Annotated in this window: 17 protein-coding genes and 2 tRNA genes; 11 read left to right on the plus strand and 8 right to left on the minus strand. The window is 65.9% G+C overall.

Annotation, left to right across the window (positions count from 1 at the left end):
- Positions 1 to 114: 114 nt before the first annotated feature.
- The 4 genes from ACSQ23_RS12890 to ACSQ23_RS12905 all read right to left on the minus strand — a co-directional run bounded on the left by ACSQ23_RS12890 (position 115) and on the right by ACSQ23_RS12905 (position 3,047).
- Entirely contained in the window at positions 115 to 489 is a 375-nt protein-coding gene (locus ACSQ23_RS12890) for a hypothetical protein (protein ID WP_055878519.1), read from the minus strand.
- 136 nt (positions 490 to 625) lie between these two features.
- Positions 626 to 1,999 carry a TolC family outer membrane protein gene (locus ACSQ23_RS12895; protein WP_082528061.1) on the minus strand — a complete coding sequence of 458 codons (1,374 nt, stop codon included), beginning with the start codon at positions 1,997 to 1,999 and terminating at the stop codon, positions 626 to 628.
- A gap of 156 nt (positions 2,000 to 2,155) precedes the next feature.
- On the minus strand, positions 2,156 to 2,809 hold the full coding sequence (locus ACSQ23_RS12900; RefSeq protein ID WP_436090855.1) for a protein-L-isoaspartate O-methyltransferase family protein: 654 nt from the start codon (positions 2,807 to 2,809) through the stop codon (positions 2,156 to 2,158).
- A 164-nt stretch (positions 2,810 to 2,973) separates the two neighbouring features.
- Positions 2,974 to 3,047, minus strand: a tRNA-Cys gene (locus ACSQ23_RS12905).
- A 141-nt stretch (positions 3,048 to 3,188) separates the two neighbouring features.
- Between ACSQ23_RS12905 and ACSQ23_RS12910 the strand changes: the two genes are divergently transcribed.
- The 9 genes from ACSQ23_RS12910 (at position 3,189) to ACSQ23_RS12950 (ending at position 14,757) form a co-directional block, all read left to right on the plus strand.
- Positions 3,189 to 5,543 carry a response regulator transcription factor gene (locus ACSQ23_RS12910; RefSeq protein ID WP_436090856.1) on the plus strand — a complete coding sequence of 785 codons (2,355 nt, stop codon included), beginning with the start codon at positions 3,189 to 3,191 and terminating at the stop codon, positions 5,541 to 5,543.
- Positions 5,544 to 5,744: 201 nt separating this feature from the next.
- Positions 5,745 to 7,295, plus strand: coding sequence for an ABC transporter substrate-binding protein (locus ACSQ23_RS12915; protein WP_436090857.1), 1,551 nt, complete (start codon positions 5,745 to 5,747; stop codon positions 7,293 to 7,295).
- Positions 7,296 to 7,371: 76 nt separating this feature from the next.
- Positions 7,372 to 8,394 carry an ABC transporter permease gene (locus tag ACSQ23_RS12920; protein WP_055878527.1) on the plus strand — a complete coding sequence of 341 codons (1,023 nt, stop codon included), beginning with the start codon at positions 7,372 to 7,374 and terminating at the stop codon, positions 8,392 to 8,394.
- Entirely contained in the window at positions 8,394 to 9,293 is a 900-nt protein-coding gene (locus ACSQ23_RS12925) for an ABC transporter permease (RefSeq protein ID WP_055878529.1), read from the plus strand. The genes ACSQ23_RS12920 and ACSQ23_RS12925 overlap by 1 nt, the downstream gene beginning before the upstream one ends.
- Positions 9,293 to 10,138 (plus strand): ABC transporter ATP-binding protein, encoded by an 846-nt coding sequence (locus tag ACSQ23_RS12930; RefSeq protein WP_436090858.1) that lies wholly within the window; start codon positions 9,293 to 9,295, stop codon positions 10,136 to 10,138. Before ACSQ23_RS12925 ends, ACSQ23_RS12930 begins: the two co-directional genes overlap by 1 nt.
- Positions 10,135 to 11,019 (plus strand): ATP-binding cassette domain-containing protein, encoded by an 885-nt coding sequence (locus ACSQ23_RS12935; protein WP_436090859.1) that lies wholly within the window; start codon positions 10,135 to 10,137, stop codon positions 11,017 to 11,019. The genes ACSQ23_RS12930 and ACSQ23_RS12935 overlap by 4 nt, the downstream gene beginning before the upstream one ends.
- Positions 11,016 to 12,563: a hydantoinase/oxoprolinase N-terminal domain-containing protein gene (locus ACSQ23_RS12940; RefSeq protein WP_436090860.1), complete on the plus strand. Its 1,548-nt coding sequence runs from the start codon at positions 11,016 to 11,018 to the stop codon at positions 12,561 to 12,563. The genes ACSQ23_RS12935 and ACSQ23_RS12940 overlap by 4 nt, the downstream gene beginning before the upstream one ends.
- A complete protein-coding gene (locus ACSQ23_RS12945) occupies positions 12,553 to 13,656 on the plus strand; it encodes a DUF917 domain-containing protein (protein WP_055878536.1) in 1,104 nt (367 codons plus the stop codon). Before ACSQ23_RS12940 ends, ACSQ23_RS12945 begins: the two co-directional genes overlap by 11 nt.
- Before the next feature lie 18 nt (positions 13,657 to 13,674).
- A complete protein-coding gene (locus tag ACSQ23_RS12950) occupies positions 13,675 to 14,757 on the plus strand; it encodes a DUF917 domain-containing protein (RefSeq protein ID WP_069909440.1) in 1,083 nt (360 codons plus the stop codon).
- A 54-nt stretch (positions 14,758 to 14,811) separates the two neighbouring features.
- Here ACSQ23_RS12950 and ACSQ23_RS12955 read toward each other — a convergent pair whose 3' ends face one another.
- On the minus strand, positions 14,812 to 15,444 hold the full coding sequence (locus ACSQ23_RS12955) for an outer membrane protein (protein ID WP_436090861.1): 633 nt from the start codon (positions 15,442 to 15,444) through the stop codon (positions 14,812 to 14,814).
- A gap of 91 nt (positions 15,445 to 15,535) precedes the next feature.
- On the opposite strand from ACSQ23_RS12955, the gene mobA reads away from it, so the two are divergent.
- Both mobA and ACSQ23_RS12965 read left to right on the plus strand, forming a co-directional pair.
- Complete coding sequence (gene mobA / locus ACSQ23_RS12960) at positions 15,536 to 16,177, plus strand: molybdenum cofactor guanylyltransferase (protein WP_436090862.1); 642 nt, start codon at positions 15,536 to 15,538, stop codon at positions 16,175 to 16,177.
- A gap of 79 nt (positions 16,178 to 16,256) precedes the next feature.
- A tRNA-Asn gene (locus ACSQ23_RS12965) sits at positions 16,257 to 16,332 on the plus strand.
- A 62-nt stretch (positions 16,333 to 16,394) separates the two neighbouring features.
- Here the strand turns inward: ACSQ23_RS12965 and ACSQ23_RS12970 are convergent.
- The 3 genes from ACSQ23_RS12970 to ACSQ23_RS12980 form a co-directional block, all read right to left on the minus strand.
- The gene (locus tag ACSQ23_RS12970; protein WP_436090863.1) at positions 16,395 to 18,041 is read right to left on the minus strand and encodes a L,D-transpeptidase family protein; all 1,647 of its coding nucleotides are present in this window, start codon (positions 18,039 to 18,041) and stop codon (positions 16,395 to 16,397) included.
- Positions 18,022 to 19,017, minus strand: a complete 996-nt coding sequence (locus tag ACSQ23_RS12975; RefSeq protein ID WP_436090864.1) for an amino acid ABC transporter substrate-binding protein — start codon at positions 19,015 to 19,017, stop codon at positions 18,022 to 18,024. The genes ACSQ23_RS12970 and ACSQ23_RS12975 overlap by 20 nt, the downstream gene beginning before the upstream one ends.
- Positions 19,018 to 19,137: 120 nt before the next feature.
- A complete protein-coding gene (locus ACSQ23_RS12980) occupies positions 19,138 to 19,560 on the minus strand; it encodes a response regulator (RefSeq protein WP_436090865.1) in 423 nt (140 codons plus the stop codon).
- Positions 19,561 to 19,691: the final 131 nt, after the last annotated feature.

Here is a 19,691-nt window from a genome sequence, read left to right on the forward strand (position 1 = left end):
GCATCCAATTTAGTGCAAGCAATGGCGCTTTGTGAATCGGCGGCACACCAGCCGTAGCGTCTTCCCCCAGGGATTTCCGGGGGAAGACGGTCGCGTAGCGCTTGACCCGGAGCGTCAGGCGAGCGCCGCCCGATTGCGGACGATGGTATAGACGAAGATACCCATGCCGATGATCGTGGCGATCGACGCAACCTGGGCCAGCCATTCGCCCTGCCCCGAGGTTGCCATGGCGACGCCGATACCGATGGTCAGGGCGCCGAGCAACGCCACCCAGAAATGCACCAGCGCCAGCCGCGTCTGCGCGGCAGCCGGCACCAGTTTGTAGTAGACGCCGTAGATCACCATCGTGACGAAGCCGATGAGGTTGTTGTGGGCATGGCCCGGCGACAGCGTGTGATCCTGCGTGATGGCCATCTGGATGCCCCACGCCATCCCCAACAGCGCCAGAACCGCGCCGACGGCGATGAACCAGAACGGTAGTGCTTTCATAGTTCCCCCAAAACTGCGGACCGCCCCTCGCGGCCGCATCAAAAAGGCCGCGATGCGGACTGCGCATCGCGGCCTGATTCTGAGGGTATGCCTCGGCCACATCCCGGTCCATGCGGACCAAGGGCGGCCGCGACTATCAGTCGTCGCTGAGGGCGCGGAGCTCGGCCCAGACATCCTCGACATTGGCGATATAGCCGTCGGCCGAGTGCATCGCGACCTTGAGGCCCAGCACTTCCGGCGACAGCTTGCCGGAGGCAGCGAGCAGCGAGAAGGCAGCGATCATCTTGGTCGAGCGCGCGGTGATCAGCGATTCACGGGCGGTGGTCAGTTCGGCCTGGGCGTTGAGCACGTCGAGAGTGGTCTTCTGGCCGACATCGCGCTCCTGGATGGTGCCATCGACGACCAGCTGGCTGGAGCCGACCGCGGCCTGCGCCGAGTCGATCTGCGAGGTGGAGTTCTGCAGCGTCGACCAGGCGGAGATCACCGACTCCTTGATCTCGTCGCGCGCCGACAGCGCGTCGACCTCGCTCTGGATCTGCTGGATATTAGCCTTGCGCAGGCTCGCCGACAGCGCGCCGCCCGAATAGATCGGGATCGACAGCGACAGCTTGGCGGAACCGCCCAGCGCGCTGCTGGTCCCGCCGAGCTTGCTGGAATAGCTGGTGGTCGCATCGATCGCGCCGATCAGGCTGAGGGTCGGGCCGAACGAGGCACTGGCCGCATCCGATCCGGCCTGCGCCACGCGGATCGCCGCGCGGGCAGACAGCAGCGCCGGATGACGCTCCTGCGCCGAGGCGATGGCACCGTCGATCGAAGTGGGCAGCGACTTGCCGAAGTTGAAGTCGGAGCTGAGGTTCTTGGGCTTGTGGCCGACCCAGCGCTCGTAGCTCGCCTGGCTGGTCTGCAGCGAGGCGATGGCCGAGCGGTAGAGTGCCACCGCGGCAACCTGGCGGGTCTTGGCCTGCGACACGTCGATCTTGGTGCCTTCACCGAGGCGCAGGCGATCTTCCGAGGAGCTCACCTGGGCATCGAAGAACGCCATGTTGTCGGAGCGCAACTGCACCAGCTGGGTATCGCGGATCACCGCGTAATAGGCCTGCACCACCGCCAGCAGCACGTTCTGCTCGGCGTTGCGCAGCGCGTACTTCGCCACCTCGGTGCCGGCGCGGGCCTGCTCGATCTCGGCGTCGGTCTTGTAGTTGTCGAACAGCGTCTGGCTGTAATTGAGGCCGGTGGAGAAACTGGCCGCGGTGTTGAACTCCCCACCCTGCGGCTGTTCCCAGGAGCCGCCGATGCTGCTCGACAGGCCGAGCGAAGGCAGCTTGCCGGATTTCGCCAGCGCGATGTTCTCGGCAGTCGCCTTCACGTTCAGCAGCGCCGACATGATGTTGGGATTGTTCTGATACGCGCTCTCGAGCGCCGCCCTCAGACTCTCCGCATGCACCGTCGCCGGCAGCATGCTCAGTGAAACGGCAAGGGCGCCCGCCCGCATTGCCCCCAGGAAACGCATAGTCAAAACCTCCGACAGCCTTCCGACGTTACGTCGGGCACATGGGACGCACAACCTCGCAACTCAAGTGTTGCGAGGTTTTAACCTTGGAAATGTTTGGTCCCGTGATTACCCGGCAACACTGCCGAACCGCGGGTCAGTTAGAAAACGACCGGCTCAGAACACGAAGGCCTCTACCCGCGGCACTTCAGCCAGCGGCGGCAGCGAGGTATTGAACTCGCTCCGGCCGGCAACCTCGCCGCCGGATTTGACGAAGATATGCGCGACTGCCGGGCCGCCATTGGCGATCAGCGCCACCAGACGCCCGCCTTCGCGCAAGAGGTGGAACAGCGGCGTCGGTTCTGCGGCGACCGCCCCCTCGACGACGACGACGTCGAAATGATCACGCGGCAGCCCTGCTCCATCGAAACTGCCGACGGCAATCTCGGCATTGGCCACATTGGCCGCCTCGAGGTTGACCGTGGCCTTGCCGGCGAGCGCCGCATCCATCTCGAGCCCGGTGACCGAGGCGCCCAGCAGCGCCAATACGGCCGTCGAGTAGCCGGTGCCCGCTCCGACATCGAGCACCCGATCGGTCGCGGCGATCTCGGCGAGTTGCAGCAGCTTGGCGAAAGGCGCAGGCGCACCAAGATAGCGGCCGGCGCCCAGGGCATGCGATACGTCGGCATAGGCCAGCGCCTCACGATCGGCCGGCAGGAAGGCCTCACGCCGGACCGTACCCATGGCAGTGAGAATCCGATGGTCCATCACGCCGCTGGTGCGCAGCTGGTTATCGACCATCTTGAGGCGGGCATTCGCAAAATCGGCCATATCGGCTCCCTCGGGCTGGAGGCGTCAGGCAGGTGCATACGCCCCGCAGATGAATGCTTCAAGGATGCCGATCGGCAGCGCACAGGTGCTCTGCCGGGAATGGGGCAAACGCCCAAGCGAGCAGACGCGCGTTGGCGCTGGAACGGGGATGTCTGAGAGAAGGTTGGAGGCCACATCCGGAATCGAACCGGAATACACGGATTTGCAATCCGCTGCGTAACCACTCCGCCATGTGGCCTCACCGAGGCGGTTCATATGGCAGAGCAATTGTTGATGCAAGCTGAACGGGATCAATGACAACGGCATTTCTAAAGGAACCGCCCTCGCCCTTGTGCCCGCCTTGGTTTTCCGGCCTTGTTCTCCGTAACAGGACCGCGCCTTGCCCACGACACCCATGCCCAGTGCCCCGACGAGACCGCACATCGACCGTGCGCAGAAGCGCCGCGATCTGCTCGCCGTGCCCGAAACGGTGGTGCTGCTCGAGGCGCCGGCCGGCATGGGCAAATCCATCCTCTTGGCGCAACTGGCGGAGGAGTTGGGGACCAGCGTTTACCGCTCAGCCGCCGCACCAGTTGAAGCCAGCCTCCCGGTTACCGTGTGGGACATCCCGCCGGGCAGTTCGCCCGATCCCCTGCCCGAGGCCTTCGTCTCCGGCGACCGGCGGATCATCATCGCCAAGCGGCCGGAGACGGTGCTGCCGTCGCTCGATCGCGCCGCTGTCTACGGCCACGTCCGGCGTCTTGGCGTATCGGAACTGCTGATCGGCCGAGACGAGCTGCGGCAGGCGATGCCGGCGCGGCTGGCCGAGCGCGCCTTCCAGCAGTCGCGCGGCTGGCCGATCCTGCTCGGCCGATCGAGCCCGGGTGAAGAGGAGATGGCGCGCTTCCTCGCCAGCGAGCTGCTGGCGCCGATAAGCGCGGTCGAACTTGTGGCTCTCGCGGCCTGGCTCGACGGCAACCCCACCCCGGTGGCGAGCTCGGAGTTACTGGCGCTGCTCGATCCGGTTCGCCCGGCGCTGCGACATGCGCTTGCCGCGGAACTCGCCGCGCGACGCGCGCATCCCCAACGGGCGGCGGAACTTGCGGCGGCCTATGCCGGACAGGGCTGGATGACGGATGCCATCACGACGTGGCAAGCGATCGGCCGCTTCGACGAGGCCTCCGCCGTCTACGCTGCCGGCGGTGGCCGGTTCTACCTCTACCGGCACGGGGCCGCGGCGTTTGATCGCGTGCTCGCCGGCTTTCCGTCCGACTATGCGCTCGGCAACGACACGCTGGTGATGAGCCTCGCGATGCAGGCGCTCAAGCATGGCGAGGTGGCTCGTGCCCGCCGGCTGCTGGCCGATCGCTTCGGTAGCGGCATCAACGACTTCCACAGCGTCTTCACGCACCGCGAGAAGTACAGCACCGACCTGCTCGCCTTCCGCGTCGTCATGCTGATCTACGAGGATTACCAACTGACCGACGAGCTGTTTGAGCAGGTCTTCGACACCTTGGGCGACCTGCCGCTCGACGATCACATCGTGCGCGGCAGCTTCTACAACTCAGTGTTGGAATTCTACATCCGCGGCCGGCGCCTCGCGGCCGCCGAGGACGTCGCGCAGCGCGCCCTCTACCACTACGAGCAGGCCAAGGTGCCCATGCTCGCCTTTTACATCAGCCTGCACCAGGCGCTGGTGCGCCTGCTGATGGGCGATGCCAACAATGCCCGTCGGCACGCCGAGCAGGCGGCGCGTTACCTGCACGCTATCGCGTTCGACAGTCCGGGCGACGAGCGCCTCTTGGCGCTGCTCAACGCCTGCATCGACTACGAAGGCGGTAAGCCCGAGCCGCTTGCCCGCTTCCTCAGCACGGAACTCGACGATTTCGTCCACGGCGAGATCTGGCCCAGCCTGATCGAGTTCGCCCTGCACTATGGCAGCCAGGCGCTGAGCGAGCACTTTTCCACCCTCGCGGCGCGGAATTTCCTTGATCGCTGGCGGGTCTACCAGATCTCCAACCGGCAGTTCGGCCTGATGATCGAGCTGCGCGAGGCGGCGATCCTGCAAAATGCCAACCGCTGGCAGGAGGCGGCCGAGAAGATCGCGGCCCTCGCCACTCGCATCACCCGCTCATGGGTTGCGGCCGCCGGCGAGGAACTCGAGCGCCTTAAGGACCGCGACGAGATCGTCCAGGCGATGATCTGGCTCCGGCACATCGTCTATGAGCAGCCGACCCGCCCGCATCTCGAGCGGCAGCTTGGCTTTATCATCGGCAACCTGAACCTCACCGGACGCCAGCGGCTCTGCGCCGAAGTCTGGCTGGCCTTCGTCCACAAGCGGCAGCGCAACCTGTCGCGGGCGCGGGCGCTGCTGCAGAAGGTGTTCGAGGAAGCAGCGCGCCTGGGCGCCATTGCCCCGTTGGCCGAGGAGCGGGTGTTCCTCAGCGAACTGGTGGAGCAGCAGCGTATCGGGGAGTATCTCGAAATCTCCGCCCCGGTCCGCCAGGTGCTGCGGCGCCTGCGCGATGGCGGCCTGCCCAACTCGGCGCTGGGAGCCCAGAACGGGCTCAGCCGGCGCGAGACCAAGGTGCTGATGATGATCTCCGAGGGATCGTCCAACAAGTTCATTGCCAACGCGCTCGGGCTCAGCGAGGCGACGGTAAAATTCCACCTGTCCAACGCCTACCGTAAGCTCGGCTGCAAGCGTCGCCGCGAGGCGATCAGCGCGGCGCGTGCCCTCGGACTGGTAGGCTAGAACCTAGCCGATTTAGTCGAAAACCTAGCCTTCTTTGCGCCTTGAGCGGGGTGCCCGCATGTTGCGAAGCTTCCCCTATCGGGCTCGTGCGACCGCAAGGTGACAGCGAGCCCCGAGGGGCGCCGGCGCAGCCGGGCCGTCTCCGGTGCGTGGGGCTCAAGCGCCGGGTGGACAAAAAACGGGACAGGGAACAGCACAGTCATGACCAAGCACAGGCTTCTTGCAGCAACTGCACTTTCGACCCTCATGCTGGGCGCAGCGCCCGCCATGGCGGTCACCGTGACGATGAACACCGTGCAGATCTTCGGCACCATCGATCCGGCGAAAATCTCCGACTACACCGACTACATGGCGGCCGTGAACCTCTATGATGGGCTCGTCACGGTCGATGCCGCCGGCAACATCATCCCCGAGCTGGCCGAGAGCTGGACGGTGTCGGACGATGCCAAGGAAGTCACCTACAAGCTGCGCGACGATGCCAAGTTCGCCGATGGCTCGCCGGTCGAAGCCAGCGACGTGGTCTATACGGTCGAGCGCCTGCTGCGCATCAACCAGGGCCCGGCCAACCTGTTCGCTGGCGTGCTGGCGCCCGGCTCGGTGACTGCCGTCGACGCCAAGACGGTGAAGTTCACCCTCTCCAAGACCTTCGCGCCGTTCCTCACCACCGTGCCGGCCATCTTGATCCTCAACGAGGAGGTGGTGAAGGCCAACGAGGGGTCGGACGACGGCCAGACCTGGCTGGCGACCAATGTCGCAGGCGCCGGCGCCTACAGCCTCAAGAGCTGGGATCGCGGCAGCCAGATGACGATCACCCGCAACGCCGACTACTACAAGGGTTTCGGCGCCGGTCCGATCGACGAGGTCCATTGGATCATCACCAATGACGAGGCCACCGTGCGCTCGCTCGCGGCTTCCGGCGAGCTGACCATGTCGAGCCAGTTCCAGTCGCCCGACACCTATACCGCGCTCGAGGCAATGGGCCGCTTCGTCATCGCCAAGGAAGAGACCTCGACGGCGTTCTACCTCAAGCTCAACAGCAAGGCCGCGCCGACCGATGACGTGCACATCCGCAAGGCCATCGCGCTCGCTACCGACTATGCCACCATCCGCGAAGTGATCTCGCCCGGCGGCGTGCTGTCGACGCCGCTGCCCAAGGCCTTCGCCGCCTTCCATGCCGACGATATCCCCGAGCCGGTCTATGATCTCGAGGCGGCCAAGGCGGAAGTCGCGCAGTCAAAGTACGCCGGCGCGCCGATCCCGATCACCCTCGCCTATGTGGCGGGCACCAAGTTCGAGGAAGAGATCAGCCTGCTGATGCAGTCGAACCTCGAGCAGCTCGGGTTCGTGGTGACGCAGCAGGCGGACCCCTGGAACCGCATCACCGAAATCGCCGGCAAGGTCGAGACCACGCCGAACGTCAACCAGATCTTCTTCGGCCCGACCTACCCGTCGCCGGATTCGATGTTCTTCACCCAGTACCACTCTGAAGCGGCCGGCACCTGGGCCTCGATGGAGTGGGTGCAGAATCCCGAGATCGACGCGATGATCGACGAGGCCCGCGGCACCGGCGACACCGCCAAGCAGGCCGAGATCTACAAGGCCGTGCAGCACAAGCTGGTCGACCTGCAGTCCGACGTGTTCCTCAACACCCAGACGGTGCAGCACGCCATGGACAAGTGCCTCACCGGCTTCAAAGCCGTGCCGATGATGTCGTTCGACTACGACTTCACCCGCTACAGCTGGACCTGCTGATCGTAGCCGTCCCCGGCTTCGGCCGGGGACGCCCCTCCCGCACCACCCCTTCTCGGCTTACCAGGGCGGCTGCCTCTTGGAATTCCTGCTTTTCCTGTTCCGGCGCATTTTGTGGTCGATCCTCGTCCTCGTGGGCCTGTCGATCGTCATCTTCGCCATTGCCCGCGTGGTCCCGGGTGATCCGGCGCGCATGGCGCTCGGCCCCACCGCCACCGCGCAGCAGGTGGCGGACCTGCAGGAAAAGCTCGGGCTCAACAAGCCGATCGTCGAACAGTACGGCATGTTCATCGCCGGGCTCAGCCGCGGTGACCTCGGCCGCTCGCTGCTGACCGAACGCCCGGTCAACGACGATATCCGCGATACGTTTGCGGCGACCTTCGAGCTGGTGCTGGCGACGATCACCCTCGCCTTCGTGCTGGGCGTGCCGCTGGGCGTCGCGGCGGCGCGCTGGAAGGACAAATGGCCCGATACGCTGGTGCGGGTGCTGGCGATCTTTTCGGCCGTCACCCCGAGCTTTTTTGCGGCGCTGCTGCTGCAGATCCTTGCCGGCTACGTGCTGCACATCCTGCCGACCACCGGGCGGCTGCCACACAATATGGAATTCGTCGCCGGCATCACCGGGCTCCTGACCGTCGACTCGCTGCTGGCCGGTCGCCTTGATGTGTTCGGTGAGGCGCTGCGCCACCTGCTGCTGCCGGCCACGGCGCTGGCGCTCGCCACCATGGGACAGATTGCCCGCATCACCCGCTCGTCGATGATCGATGTGGCGAGCCAGGACTATATCGAGGCGAGCCGCGCCTTTGGCGTGCCCGAGCCGATCCGGGTGTTCAAATACATGCTGCGCCCGAGCTTCGTGCCGCCGCTGACCATCCTCGGGCTCGAGTTTGCGTCGCTGATCGGCAACGCCTTCGTGGTCGAGCTGGTCTTCGCCTGGCCCGGCATGGCCGCGTACGGCATCCGCACGATCCTGCAGAAAGATCTCAACGCGGTGATGGGCGTGGTGATGGTCTCGGGGGTGTTCTTCGTCCTGGTCAATCTGCTGATCGATGTGCTGGTCGGGTTCGTCGACCCCCGCGTCCGCATTCGGGGGAGCCGCTGATGGCCCAGGAATCGCACCCTGAAACCGTTCCCACCGCCCCGCCGCGCCGGCTCTCCAACGCCTACCAGAACTGGTATCGCTTCTCGCGCAACCCGACCGCGGTGATCGGCGCGGCCATCGTCATCCTCGCCATTCTCGCGGCACTCCTCGCGCCCTGGATCACCCCCTATCCCGAGCATGTCGGCGCGGTGGTGAATTTCCGGGCGCGTCACCTGCCGCCCTCGGCGGAGTACTGGTTCGGCACTGACAATGTCGGACGCGACATCTTCACCCGGGTGATCTTCGGGCTCAGGATCTCGCTGCTCCTGGCGCTGGTGGTGCTGGGCATCGCCATCCCGGTAGGCACGACGCTGGGCCTGCTCGCCGGCTATTTCGGCGGATGGGTCGAAGTGGTCATCATGCGGCTGACCGACATCGCCCTCGCCATCCCGCCGCTGGTGATGGCGCTGGCGGTGGCCGCGGTGCTGTCGCCCGACCTGATCAACTCGATGCTGGCGATCGCCGCGCTATGGTGGACCTGGCATACGCGGCTGATCTACTCGATCACCCGGCAGTTGCGCACCCAGGAGTTCGTCGAGGCGGCGGAGACGCTGGGCGCCAGCAAGTTCCACATCCTGTTCCGCGAGATTCTGCCCAACTGCGTTTCGGCGCTGGCGGTAAAAACCTCGCTCGACGCGGGCTTCGTCATCCTCGTAGGCGCCTCGCTGAGCTTTCTCGGCCTCGGGATCCAGCCCCCTACCCCGGACCTCGGCACCATGGTCGCCTCGGGTTCGGCGTTCCTGCCCGATTATTGGTGGGAATCGGTGCTGCCGGGCTTCGCCATCCTGATCGTCGCGCTCGGCTTCAACCTGCTCGGCGATGGCCTCCGCGACCTGTTCGACGTGCAGGAGGTGCGCTGATGGCCGACGCCCTGCTCTCCGTCCGCAACCTCAGCGTGCAGTTCACCACCTATGGCCAGACCAACCCGGTGCTGAAGGGGGTATCGCTCGACGTGCCGGCCCGCTCGCAGATTGCCCTCGTCGGCGAGAGCGGTTCGGGCAAGACCGTGACGATGCGGGCCATCATGGGGCTGTTGCGCAGCCCGCCGGCCAAGGTTACCAGCGGCGAGATCTTCTACGATGGCCGTGACCTGCTGACGATGCCCGACCGCGAACGGTTGAAGCTGCGCGGCACCGCCATGTCGATGGTGTTCCAGGACCCGATGAGTTCGCTCAACCCGGTCTTCACCATCGCCGACCAGATGGGCACCATCCTCAAATATGCCGATCGCCGCCTCGGCCGCAGCCGCGACGGCCGGGAGCGCATGGCGCGGGTGCATGAAGTCCTGGGCCAGGTGCGGATGCGCGACCCTGAGCGGGTGGCGCGCTCCTACCCGATCATGCTGTCGGGCGGCATGCGGCAGCGCGTGCTGATCGCCATGGCGCTGCTCAGCGAGCCGCGGCTGCTGATCGCCGACGAGCCCGGCACTGCCCTCGATGTCACCACCCAGGCGCAGATCCTGAAGCTGCTGAAGGATCTGGTCGAAGAGCGCGGCCTCGCCCTGCTGATGATCACTCATAATCTGGGCGTGGTGCGCGAGACCTCGAACTACGTCTACGTGATGAACAAGGGCATGGTGGTCGAGCATCGGCCGACTGCCGAGCTCTTTGAAGCGCCGCGCGACGATTACACCAAGGCACTGATTGCAGCCGTGCCGCGGCTGACCGGCGGTACCAGCTTCGGCAAGGCGGGAGCGGCCGCATGAGCGCCATGCTGGAAATCGTCGGGCTGACTAAGCTGTTCCCAGTCCGCAACGGCTTCGGACGAAAGACGGGTGACGTGCGCGCCGTGGACGACGTGTCGTTCTCGATCGAAAAGGGCAAGGTTTATGGCCTTGCCGGCGAGAGCGGCTCAGGCAAATCGACCATTGCGCGGATGATCATGGGACTGGCCAAGCCGACCGGCGGTGACATCCGGCTCGATGGCCACAGCATTATCGGCGAGACCGGCACCCGAGCCTATGGCCGCAAGGTGCAGTTGGTATTCCAGAACCCTGGCTCGTCGCTCAACCCGCGCCGCACCGTGGGCCAGTCGATCGCTGTGCCGCTCGCCGCGCACGGGACACCTGGCGAGGAGCACAGGCGACGGATCGCCGAGCTGCTCGAGATGGTGCAGCTGCCGGCGGATTTCGCGCTGCGCTACCCGCACGAGCTGTCGGGCGGCCAGAAGCAGCGCGTCGCCATTGCCCGGGCGCTGGCGGTGGCGCCGCAACTGCTGATCCTCGACGAGCCGACCTCGGCGCTCGATGTCTCGGTGCAGGCCCGCGTCATGGACCTCCTGGTCGATCTCGGCCGGCAGCTCGGGCTCACCTACCTGTTCATCTCGCACGACCTCAGCCTGATGCGGAACTTCGCCGACACGGTCGGGGTGCTCTATCTCGGCAAGATCGTCGAGACCGGCGCGACCGCGTCGGTGTTCGAGGCGCCGCAGCACGATTACACCCGCCTGCTCCTTGCCTCCGTGCCGGTGATCTCGGCCGAGGAGGAGGCGATGCGGCCCACAATTCCACTGATCGACGGGGAAATCCCGACGGCGGAACAACTTATCGCGCTCCGCGCAGCAGTCTCCCAAAGGATAGAAAAATGATCAGAATTGGCATCGACGTGGGCGGCACCAATACCGACGCCGTGGTCATGGATGGCCCGACCGTCATTGCCGGGGTCAAGGCCGCCACCACCGCCGACGTGATGACCGGCGTAGTCAACGCACTGAAGGCGGTGCTGGAAGCCTCGAAGCTGGACGCCTCGGCCATCGACGTGGTGATGATCGGCACCACCCACTTCACCAACGCGGTGGTGCAGCGGCGCGACCTGGCAAAGACCGCCGCGGTGCGCCTCGGTCTCCCCGCTACTGCCTCGCTGCCCCCGATGGTCGATTGGCCCGAGGACCTGAAGCTGGCGATCGGCGGCACCGGCTACCTCGCCCATGGCGGCAACGAGTTCGATGGCCGGGTGATCTCGCCGCTCGACGAGCAGGAACTGCTCGGCATTGCCGAGGACATCAAGGCCAAGGGCATCAACACCATCGCCATCACCTCGGTGTTCTCGCCGGTGACCGGCGAGTTCGAGAAGCAGGCCGGCGAGATTTTCGCCAAGGCATTGCCGGGCGTGCACATCACGCTCTCGAGCGATATCGGCCGCATCGGCCTGCTGGAGCGCGAGAACGCGGCGATCATGAATGCCTGCCTGCGCGATCTCTCCCGGCACGTGATCGAAGCCTTCCGCAAGGCGATCACCGAGACCGGGATCAGGGGCCGCTTCTACCTGACGCAGAACGACGGCACGCTGATGGATGCGGCGTTCGCCGAGAAATTCCCGGTGCTGACCTTCGCCTCGGGCCCGACCAACTCGATGCGCGGCGCGGCCTTCCTCTCCGGGGTCGCGGACGCCATCGTCGTCGATATCGGCGGCACCACCTCCGATGTCGGCTCGCTGCACAAGGGTTTCCCGCGCCAAGCCACCGTGGCCGTGGAAGTCGGCGGCGTGCGAACCAACTTCCGGATGCCGGACGTGTTCTCGATCGGCCTCGGGGGTGGTTCGCACGTTGTCGAGACCGGCGGCGCCATCAAGGTCGGCCCCACCTCCGTCGGCTACCGGATCGTCACCGAGGCGCTGATCTTCGGCGGCTCGACGCTGACCACCTCCGACGTCATCGTTGCCTCCGGCCGCGCCGAGCTCGGCGACAAGGCTAAGGTGGCGCACCTGACGCCCGAGTTCGTCGCGCGCACCCAGGCCAGGATTATGTCGATGCTGGAGGATTGCGTCGAGCGCTCGCGCCTCTCGCCCGAGCCGCTGCCGGTGATCGTGGTAGGGGGCGGCTCGATCCTCGTCGATGGCCCGATCGGTGGCCTCGAGGTGGTGAAGCCCAACCACTTTGCCGTGGCCAATGCCGTTGGTGCCGCCATCGCCCAGGTTTCGGGCGAGGTCGACCGCGTCTATGCGCTGGCCGAGATCGGCCGCGACCAGGCGCTGGCCGACGCCAAGGAGCGCGCCACCGAAGCCGCAGTCGCCGCCGGGGCGTTGCGCTCGTCGATCGAGATCGTCGATGTCGAGGACGTGCCGCTGGCTTACCTGCCCGGCAACGCCACCCGCGTCCGCGTGAAGGCCGTCGGTGAACTGCATGTCGGATAAGGGTTATCTGCTCAAGGAGAGCGACCTGCTGCCGCTGTCGATCGGCGCGGCGCTGCTCGGCACCGGCGGCGGCGGCAACCCCTATGTCGGGATGCTCAGGGCACGCGAGCTGATCCGCAAGGGCGCCGAAATCCGCGTGCTGCCGCTCGATGCGCTGCCTGACGACGCCTGGGTCGGCGAAGTCGGCGGTATCGGCGCGCCCGTAGTGGGGGTCGAAAAGATCGAGGAAGGCGGCGAGTGCTATCGCGCCATGCGCGCCGTGGAAGAGACGGCCGGCGTGAAGCTCTCAGCCACCATCTCGGCCGAGATTGGCGGTTCCAACGCGCTCGAACCGGTGATCGCGGCGGCCTATGCGGGCCTGCCGGTGATTGACGGCGACGGCATGGGCCGGGCCTTCCCCGAAGTGCAGATGACCACCTTCTTCATCTATGGCGCCAAGGCCGCTCCGGCTGCCATCGCCGACGAGAAGGGCAATGTCGTCGTCTTCAAGGAGGTGATCGACATGTTCTGGCTCGAGACCTTCGCCCGCGGCGTCTCGGTGAACATGGGGGCGGCCGCCGGCCTCGCCATCGCTCCGATGTCCATGGAGTTCGTCCGCCGCACCGCCGTACCCGGCACCGTGACCCAGGCGCTCCAGATCGGCCATACCGTGCTCGAGGCTCGCCAGAAGCGGCAGAATGTCGTCGAACGCGTCGTCGCCTCGACTGGCGGCAAGCTGTTCTTCACCGGCAAGGTCACCGATGTACGGCGTGAACTGGTAGGCGGCTTCGCCCGCGGCCATGCGCATATCAGCGGCGTCGGCGATTGGGCGGGCTCGGAGGCGCGCATCGCCATCCAGAACGAGAACCTCGTGCTCTGGGTCGATGACGTACCGGTGATCATGGTGCCCGACCTGATCATCAACCTCGAGCTCGATACGGGCGAACCCATCACCACCGAAGTGCTGCGCTACGGTCAGCGCATCGCGGTGATCGGGCTGCCGGTGCATGACCTGATGAAGACACCCAAAGCGCTGGAAATCGTCGGCCCCAAGGCTTTTGGTTACCCCGAACTCACCTTCAACCCGCTCCAGCCCCAGCCCGTTCTGGCCTGAGGCGAAAGGAACCGCAGCATGAAGTTTCTTCGCACCATCCATGCCGAGGACATGGAAGACATCGCCACCGGCGGCGCCATCCTCGGGACCGGCGGCGGCGGCGACCCCTATGTTGGCAAACTGATGGCCCAGCAGGCGATCAAGCAGTACGGCCCGGTCAACCTCGTCGATATCGACGAGCTGCCCGACGACGCGCTGGTGGTGCCGGTCTGCATGATGGGCGCCCCCACGGTGATGACCGAAAAGCTGCCGCAGGGTGAGGAGCTGATCAACGCCTTCCGCGCGCTCGAGCAGTTGCTCGGTCGGAAGATCGACGCCGTGCTTTGCGGCGAGGCCGGTGGCGTCAATTCCACTACTCCGTTCGTCGTGGCGGCGATGGCCGGCTTGCCGCTGGTCGATGGCGACGGCATGGGCCGCGCCTATCCCGAGCTGCAGATGGTGACCTTCACCATGCACGGCGTTTCCGCCACGCCCATGGTGCTTTGCGACGACAAGGGCAACTCGCTGGTGCTGGAGACGGTCAGCAACGCCTGGACCGAGCGGCTCGCCCGCGCCGCCACGGTGGAGATGGGCGGCTCGGCGCTGCTCGCCTTCTACTCGATGTCGGGCGCCGTGGCGAAGAAGGCGATCGTGCGCGGCACGCTGACGCTTTGCTCCGAGCTCGGCCGCACGCTGCGTGAGGCCAAGGCCGGCCACGTCGATCCGGTGAACGCCATCGTCGACAAGCTCGAGGCCGATGTGATCTTCCATGGTCGCATCAAGGACATCGAGCGCCGTACCGTCGGCGGCTTCGCCCGCGGCACCGCCCGCTTCGAAGGGGTCGAGGAGTGGAAGGGCCACAGCTTCCGGCTGGATTTCCAGAACGAGTTCCTGATGGCCGAGCGGGATGGCGAGATCATCGTTACGACGCCCGACCTGATCACCGTGCTCGATGCCGAATCGGGGCTGCCGGTCACTGCCGATGCGCTGCGCTACGGCCTGCGGCTCAAGGCGCTGGCCATGCCATCCAACCCGCAATGGCTGACACCGGCCGGCATCGAACTCGTCGGTCCGCGCTACTTCGGCTACGACACCGACTACCGCGAGTATTTTGCGCGCTGAAGGGGAGCCAAAAACCGGGCCCCGCGTGCGGGGCCCGGCCAATCACCAGCGCGATCAGAAGTGGAAGTTGACGCCGACGCGGACGGCCGAGCCGTCGATGTCGAACTCATCTCCGTTGTTGTAGCCCTCGACCTCGACGGTGCCGAAGTTGGTGTAGAGGTACTCGGCCTTCAGCGAGACAGTGTCGGTCACCATGTATTCGGCGCCGACGCCGGCGACCCAGCCAGTCATGGTCTGAGCCTCATCATAGGTGTCGAGACTAGCCACGGCGAGACCGGCGGTGCCGTAGAGCAGCAGATCACCGACGGCGAAACCGAGACGACCGCGAAGGGTAGCCAGACCGTTGATACCGTCGTTGTCGCCGAAATGATCGTTGTCGCTGCCTTCGACGATGCCGGCCGCCGACAGGTCCGCCTCGACGCCCAGTACGATCGCGTCGAACTGCGCGTTGTAGCCGGCCTGAACGCCGCCCAGCCAGCCGCTGAGTTCTGAAGTATCGGTGTCACTGCCGCCGTGAGCCGCGGTAGAGCTCGCATAGCCGGCGTTGACGCCGATGTAGAATCCGGTCCAGTCGCGGCTGGCGCTGACGATGGCTTGGTCCGGCGAGGGAACGTAGAGATCGGCAGCGCTGGCGGTGCCGATAAGCAGCCCGGCAAATGCCAGGGCGGCGAAGATACGCGTAGTCATATAGACTCCAGTAAACTGAAGCCCCCCGCCGCCGCTCCTCTATGGCGGAGGGGAATTTGTCAAGACCACCAAGGCGGTAGAGCGCTCTGCTATGGCAAAGAATCAACACTCGATCGCCGGCCTGATCTTGGCTGGGGGCCGCGGCGAGCGCCTCGGTGGAGTGATCAAGTCCGAACTGGTGCTTGGCGGCGTGCGCCTGCTCGAGCGTGTGGCGGAGCGGCTTAGGGCCTGCTCGCCGCTGCTGACGGGGCATGGGCGAATCGATCCAGTAGCGCTGCACCTGCCGTCCGGGATGATCGCGGTGCCCGACCTCGATGGCGATTATGCCGGGCCCCTGGCAGGCCTCGCCGGCGCCATCGCCTACCTCAATGCCCTGGCCACGCCGCCGGAGCTGCTGGTCAGCGTCGCGGTGGATACGCCGTTCCTGCCGGCCGACTTCGTCACGCGCCTTCTCGAGGGGCTCGGCGAGGCACCCGCCGCTGTCGCGGCCTATGATGGACAGCGCTACCCCACCAACGCGATCTGGCGCGTGGCGCGATTCCGCGACCTGCCGGAGCGGGTACGGGCCGGAACCGCACCACGCAGTCTAAGATCGCTGTGTTCCGCGGCTCAGGGGCTCACTATCGAGTGGCCGAAAAGCGCTGCTGGCGATCCCTTCGCCAACGTCAACACCCCGGAAGATCTGGCCAATCTGCAGCTGCGAGTAGCCACGGCCGGGTCGCTTCGCGATTGAGTTTCCGAGATCGGAAATTCGGGCTTGGCAAAGGAAATCAAAACCGCTACACGGGCGCTGCTTCACACGAGGCACGTGTTCCGCGGTAGCTCAGTTGGTAGAGCATTCGACTGTTAATCGAATGGTCCTTGGTTCGAGTCCAAGCCGCGGAGCCAATCTTTTTCCCTCAGCCTTGAGATGATCAGCGCAGGCCTTCGGCCGGCGCTTCTGGCCTTGCTCACCAGGCCAGCGACTTGCCGTCCAGCGCGGCCAGCAGCTTTTCGTCGTGGCCGTAGATATCCGAGCTGAAGTGGACGCCATCGGCTTCGACCCAGGCGGTCAGGTACGTAATGTGCACCGGCAGCGGCGTCTTGAGGTTCACCACGGTGTTCTTCAGCGATGCCACCACAGAATCGATGCGCTGGTTGGACCAGCCGTCGACACCACCCGCCGCCAGCACCTGATCGGCCAGCTCGAGCGGCCGCGACAGGCGGATGCAGCCGTGGCTGAAGGCGCGCTCGGCGCGGCCGAACAGGCTGCGTGATGGGGTATCGTGCAGGTACACGTCATGGGCATTGGGGAACATGAACTTCACTCGGCCCAGGGCGTTGTTGGTGCCCGGCTTCTGGCGCAGCTGGAACGGGAAGCGGCTCGGCGTCACCTGGGCCCAATCGACCTGTCGAACGTCATAGACATCCTTGCCGCGTACCGCCTCGAAACCGGCAGCGGCGACGGCCGCCGGGTTGTTCTTGAGCTTGGGCAGCTCCTCCTTGGCGGCGAGCCCGGCCGGCACGTTCCAGTATGGATTGAACTCGAGGTAGCGGATGGCGTCGCTGAACACCGGCGTGCGGCTGTAGGGTTTGCCCACCACCACCGCCATCTTCTCCTTGATCTCGCCATCGGCGATGCGGCGCAGCTCGAAGCCGGCGATGTTGACGATGATGTATTGCCGGCCGAGATCGTCCGGCATCCAGCGCCAGCGCTCCATGGCGAAATCGATCGATTCGATGCGATCCTCGATCGGCACATTCATGGCGACCAGCGAGGCGGGGCCGACGACGCCATCGACATCAAGGCCGTGGCGCGCCTGGAAGTGCTTCACTGCTTCGACCAGCACCTCGTCATAGAACTCGGGCTCGCCCGGCGCGGTGGCGGCAGCGCCGTCGGTGACGGCGAGACGGGCGCGCAGCGCCGGGATGCGCGGATCGGTCATCCCCGGCTTCAGGGTGTCGCCAAGTGGCACGGTGCCCCAGCCGCCGAGTACGGTCAGCGCGTGGTAGTCGTCGAGCGCCTTGCGCAAGGCTTGATACTCGGCGTTCTGCGGCTCCCACGCGTGCAGCACCGTTTCGACATCGGCCACCTTGGCGACGCCCGCCAGTGCAGCGGCTTCGTCGATGGTGCGTGGGGTGAGGAAGAAGTTGGGGTCGATCTTGTTGGGCAGGAAGCGGCCGACCTTAAGGTCCGAGGCATATTCGAGGAAGGCGGCCGAGAAGTAGAGCTCGATGATGGCGAGGCTGCGCTTATCGGTCTCGCCGGCGGCGGCCAAGAGGCTCGCGAGCTGCTGGCCTGGGTAGTCGTCCGGGTTGAGCCCGTCATCGGTAGCGTTGGTCAACCGCGAGACCATGACGTCGGCGCGGGCGCTGTTGAGCCAAAGCAGGTCGCCGCTCTGCTCTTCGTAATAGGTACGCAACACGTCGCGCCGCTGCTTGATCGGCAGCGGCAAGCGGGGCTCGTTGGCCAGCAGGTCGATGATGTTGATGCGGACCACGGCCAGGTCGCGCGGCGACAGGTCGACGCGATCCTGCGCTACCGCCGGCATGACAAAGAGCAGCGCCAGCAGCGCGACGACAAGGTTGCGGATCAGGTCAGGGCATGGGCGGCGCATAGAGGATCCCGCCTTGGGTCCAGAGGGCATTGACGCCACGGCTGAGCTGCATCGGCGTCTCGGCGCCGAGGTTGCGCTCGAAGACCTCGCCGTAGTTGCCGACGCCCGCCAGCACCTTGACCAGCCAGTCGTCGGCAAGGCCCAGCGCCTTCACTGCCGGAGCCCCCATGGCTTTTGCAGTGTCGGCCCCGGCGCCCGCCATCGATGCCGCATCCAACTCCTGCTCCTCGGCATCGATCAGCGCGTAGAGGGTCCAGCGGATAAGGCTGGTCCATTGCGGATCGCTGTCCCGCACCACCGGGCCGAGCGGCTCCTTGGAGATGACGTCCTTTAAAATGACGTGCTCGTCGGGGGTCGGCAGTGCTGTGCGCTCGGCAGCCAGCGCCGAGCGATCGGCGGTATAGGCATCGCACCTGGCCTCGGCATAGGCGGCCCGCGCCGCATCGCGCTCCTCAAAGCTCAGGAACGAGACCTTGAGACCAGCCTTCTCGAAATAGGCCGCCGCGTTGGCCTCAGTGGTGGTGCCGCTGACCACACAGATGCTGGCGCCGTCGAGCTCCAGCGGACTGATCGCGCCGAAGATGGCGGGGATCATGAAGCCCTGCCCATCGAAATAGCTGGTGCCGGGGAAATCGAGCCCGAGGTCCAGGTCGCGCGACATGGTCCAGGTGCTGTTGCGCGACAACAGGTCGATCTTGCCGTCGCTGAGCGCGGCAAAGCGCGCCTCGGCCGAGAGCGGCAGGTATTCGACCTTCCCGGCATCGCCGAGCACCGCCGCCGCAACGGCGCGGCAGAAATCGACGTCGAACCCTTGCCAGACCCCAGCTCCGTCCTGTTTGGAAAAGCCGCCGAGCCCCTCGCTGACGCCACAGATCAGCTTGTCGCGGGCGCGGACGTCATCGAGCGTGCCGGCAAAGCCGACCGAGCTCGATGCGAGAAAGGCCAGCAGTGCTGCTGCCAGTTGTCCTCGGTGCATTGGCCACCCCTCATGGCTGGATGCGAACCTGACAAGTCTTGTCCGCAACGGCGGCGACGCACAAGCCCTAGGCCATTGCCGCCGTTACGTGATCGTTGCCTCCCCCTCGCGGCCGCCTGCTCAGGCGCCGCGCGGCGGCAGGTTGGTCCGGGCGCGCGGCACCGTCCCGGTCAGGCCCAGCTGGTCGAGCGCCCGCTCGATCTCGGCGTGGGTGTAGGGCTTTTCGAAGTAGCGCGCGCCAAGCGGCAGGTCCGGTGTTTCCCCGGGGCGCGGACGCGACACCACGATGATCTCGATGGTCGGCCAGCGGTTGCGGACGGTTTCCGCCAGTTGGGCGCCGTCGATGGTACCGGGCACGTCGTATTCTATGAATGTCACGGCGATGCCAGAGCGCCCCTCAAGATGCGCCACCGCCTCGTCGGAGCTGAAGGCGACCAGGGCTTCAAACCCCGCCGCCTCGAACAATTGCACTGCCCCAAGCATGATCATGGGTTCGTCCTCGACGATGAGGACCAGTGGCCGGCTGCTTCCGGTTGATGTCAATTATAGAGACCCGCATTTTTGTCACCCATTTCGCGTGGCGTTCCCGGCGCCACGCATTCGAGCCGAAGAGGCACCTCCTCGACTCCGAGCCGAAGAGGGCCCTCTTCGACTCGGCCCACGCGAATCCTTTC

Origin of the sequence: Devosia sp. LjRoot16, from assembly GCF_964252795.1 — a bacterium.
Lineage (GTDB): Bacteria > Pseudomonadota > Alphaproteobacteria > Rhizobiales > Devosiaceae > Devosia_A.

Bases quoted from the DNA above. Each gene is read 5' to 3' on its own strand.
- ACSQ23_RS12975 (WP_436090864.1), bottom strand. From the start codon at position 19,017: ATGCACCGAGGACAACTGGCAGCAGCACTGCTGGCCTTTCTCGCATCG.
- ACSQ23_RS12935 (WP_436090859.1), top strand. From the start codon at position 10,135: ATGAGCGCCATGCTGGAAATCGTCGGGCTGACTAAGCTGTTCCCAGTC.
- ACSQ23_RS12945 (WP_055878536.1), top strand. From the start codon at position 12,553: ATGTCGGATAAGGGTTATCTGCTCAAGGAGAGCGACCTGCTGCCGCTG.
- ACSQ23_RS12950 (WP_069909440.1), top strand. From the start codon at position 13,675: ATGAAGTTTCTTCGCACCATCCATGCCGAGGACATGGAAGACATCGCC.
- ACSQ23_RS12915 (WP_436090857.1), top strand. From the start codon at position 5,745: ATGACCAAGCACAGGCTTCTTGCAGCAACTGCACTTTCGACCCTCATG.
- ACSQ23_RS12890 (WP_055878519.1), bottom strand. From the start codon at position 489: ATGAAAGCACTACCGTTCTGGTTCATCGCCGTCGGCGCGGTTCTGGCG.
- mobA (WP_436090862.1), top strand. From the start codon at position 15,536: ATGGCAAAGAATCAACACTCGATCGCCGGCCTGATCTTGGCTGGGGGC.
- ACSQ23_RS12925 (WP_055878529.1), top strand. From the start codon at position 8,394: ATGGCCCAGGAATCGCACCCTGAAACCGTTCCCACCGCCCCGCCGCGC.
- ACSQ23_RS12895 (WP_082528061.1), bottom strand. From the start codon at position 1,999: ATGCGTTTCCTGGGGGCAATGCGGGCGGGCGCCCTTGCCGTTTCACTG.
- ACSQ23_RS12940 (WP_436090860.1), top strand. From the start codon at position 11,016: ATGATCAGAATTGGCATCGACGTGGGCGGCACCAATACCGACGCCGTG.
- ACSQ23_RS12970 (WP_436090863.1), bottom strand. From the start codon at position 18,041: ATGCGCCGCCCATGCCCTGACCTGATCCGCAACCTTGTCGTCGCGCTG.
- ACSQ23_RS12955 (WP_436090861.1), bottom strand. From the start codon at position 15,444: ATGACTACGCGTATCTTCGCCGCCCTGGCATTTGCCGGGCTGCTTATC.
- ACSQ23_RS12930 (WP_436090858.1), top strand. From the start codon at position 9,293: ATGGCCGACGCCCTGCTCTCCGTCCGCAACCTCAGCGTGCAGTTCACC.
- ACSQ23_RS12900 (WP_436090855.1), bottom strand. From the start codon at position 2,809: ATGGCCGATTTTGCGAATGCCCGCCTCAAGATGGTCGATAACCAGCTG.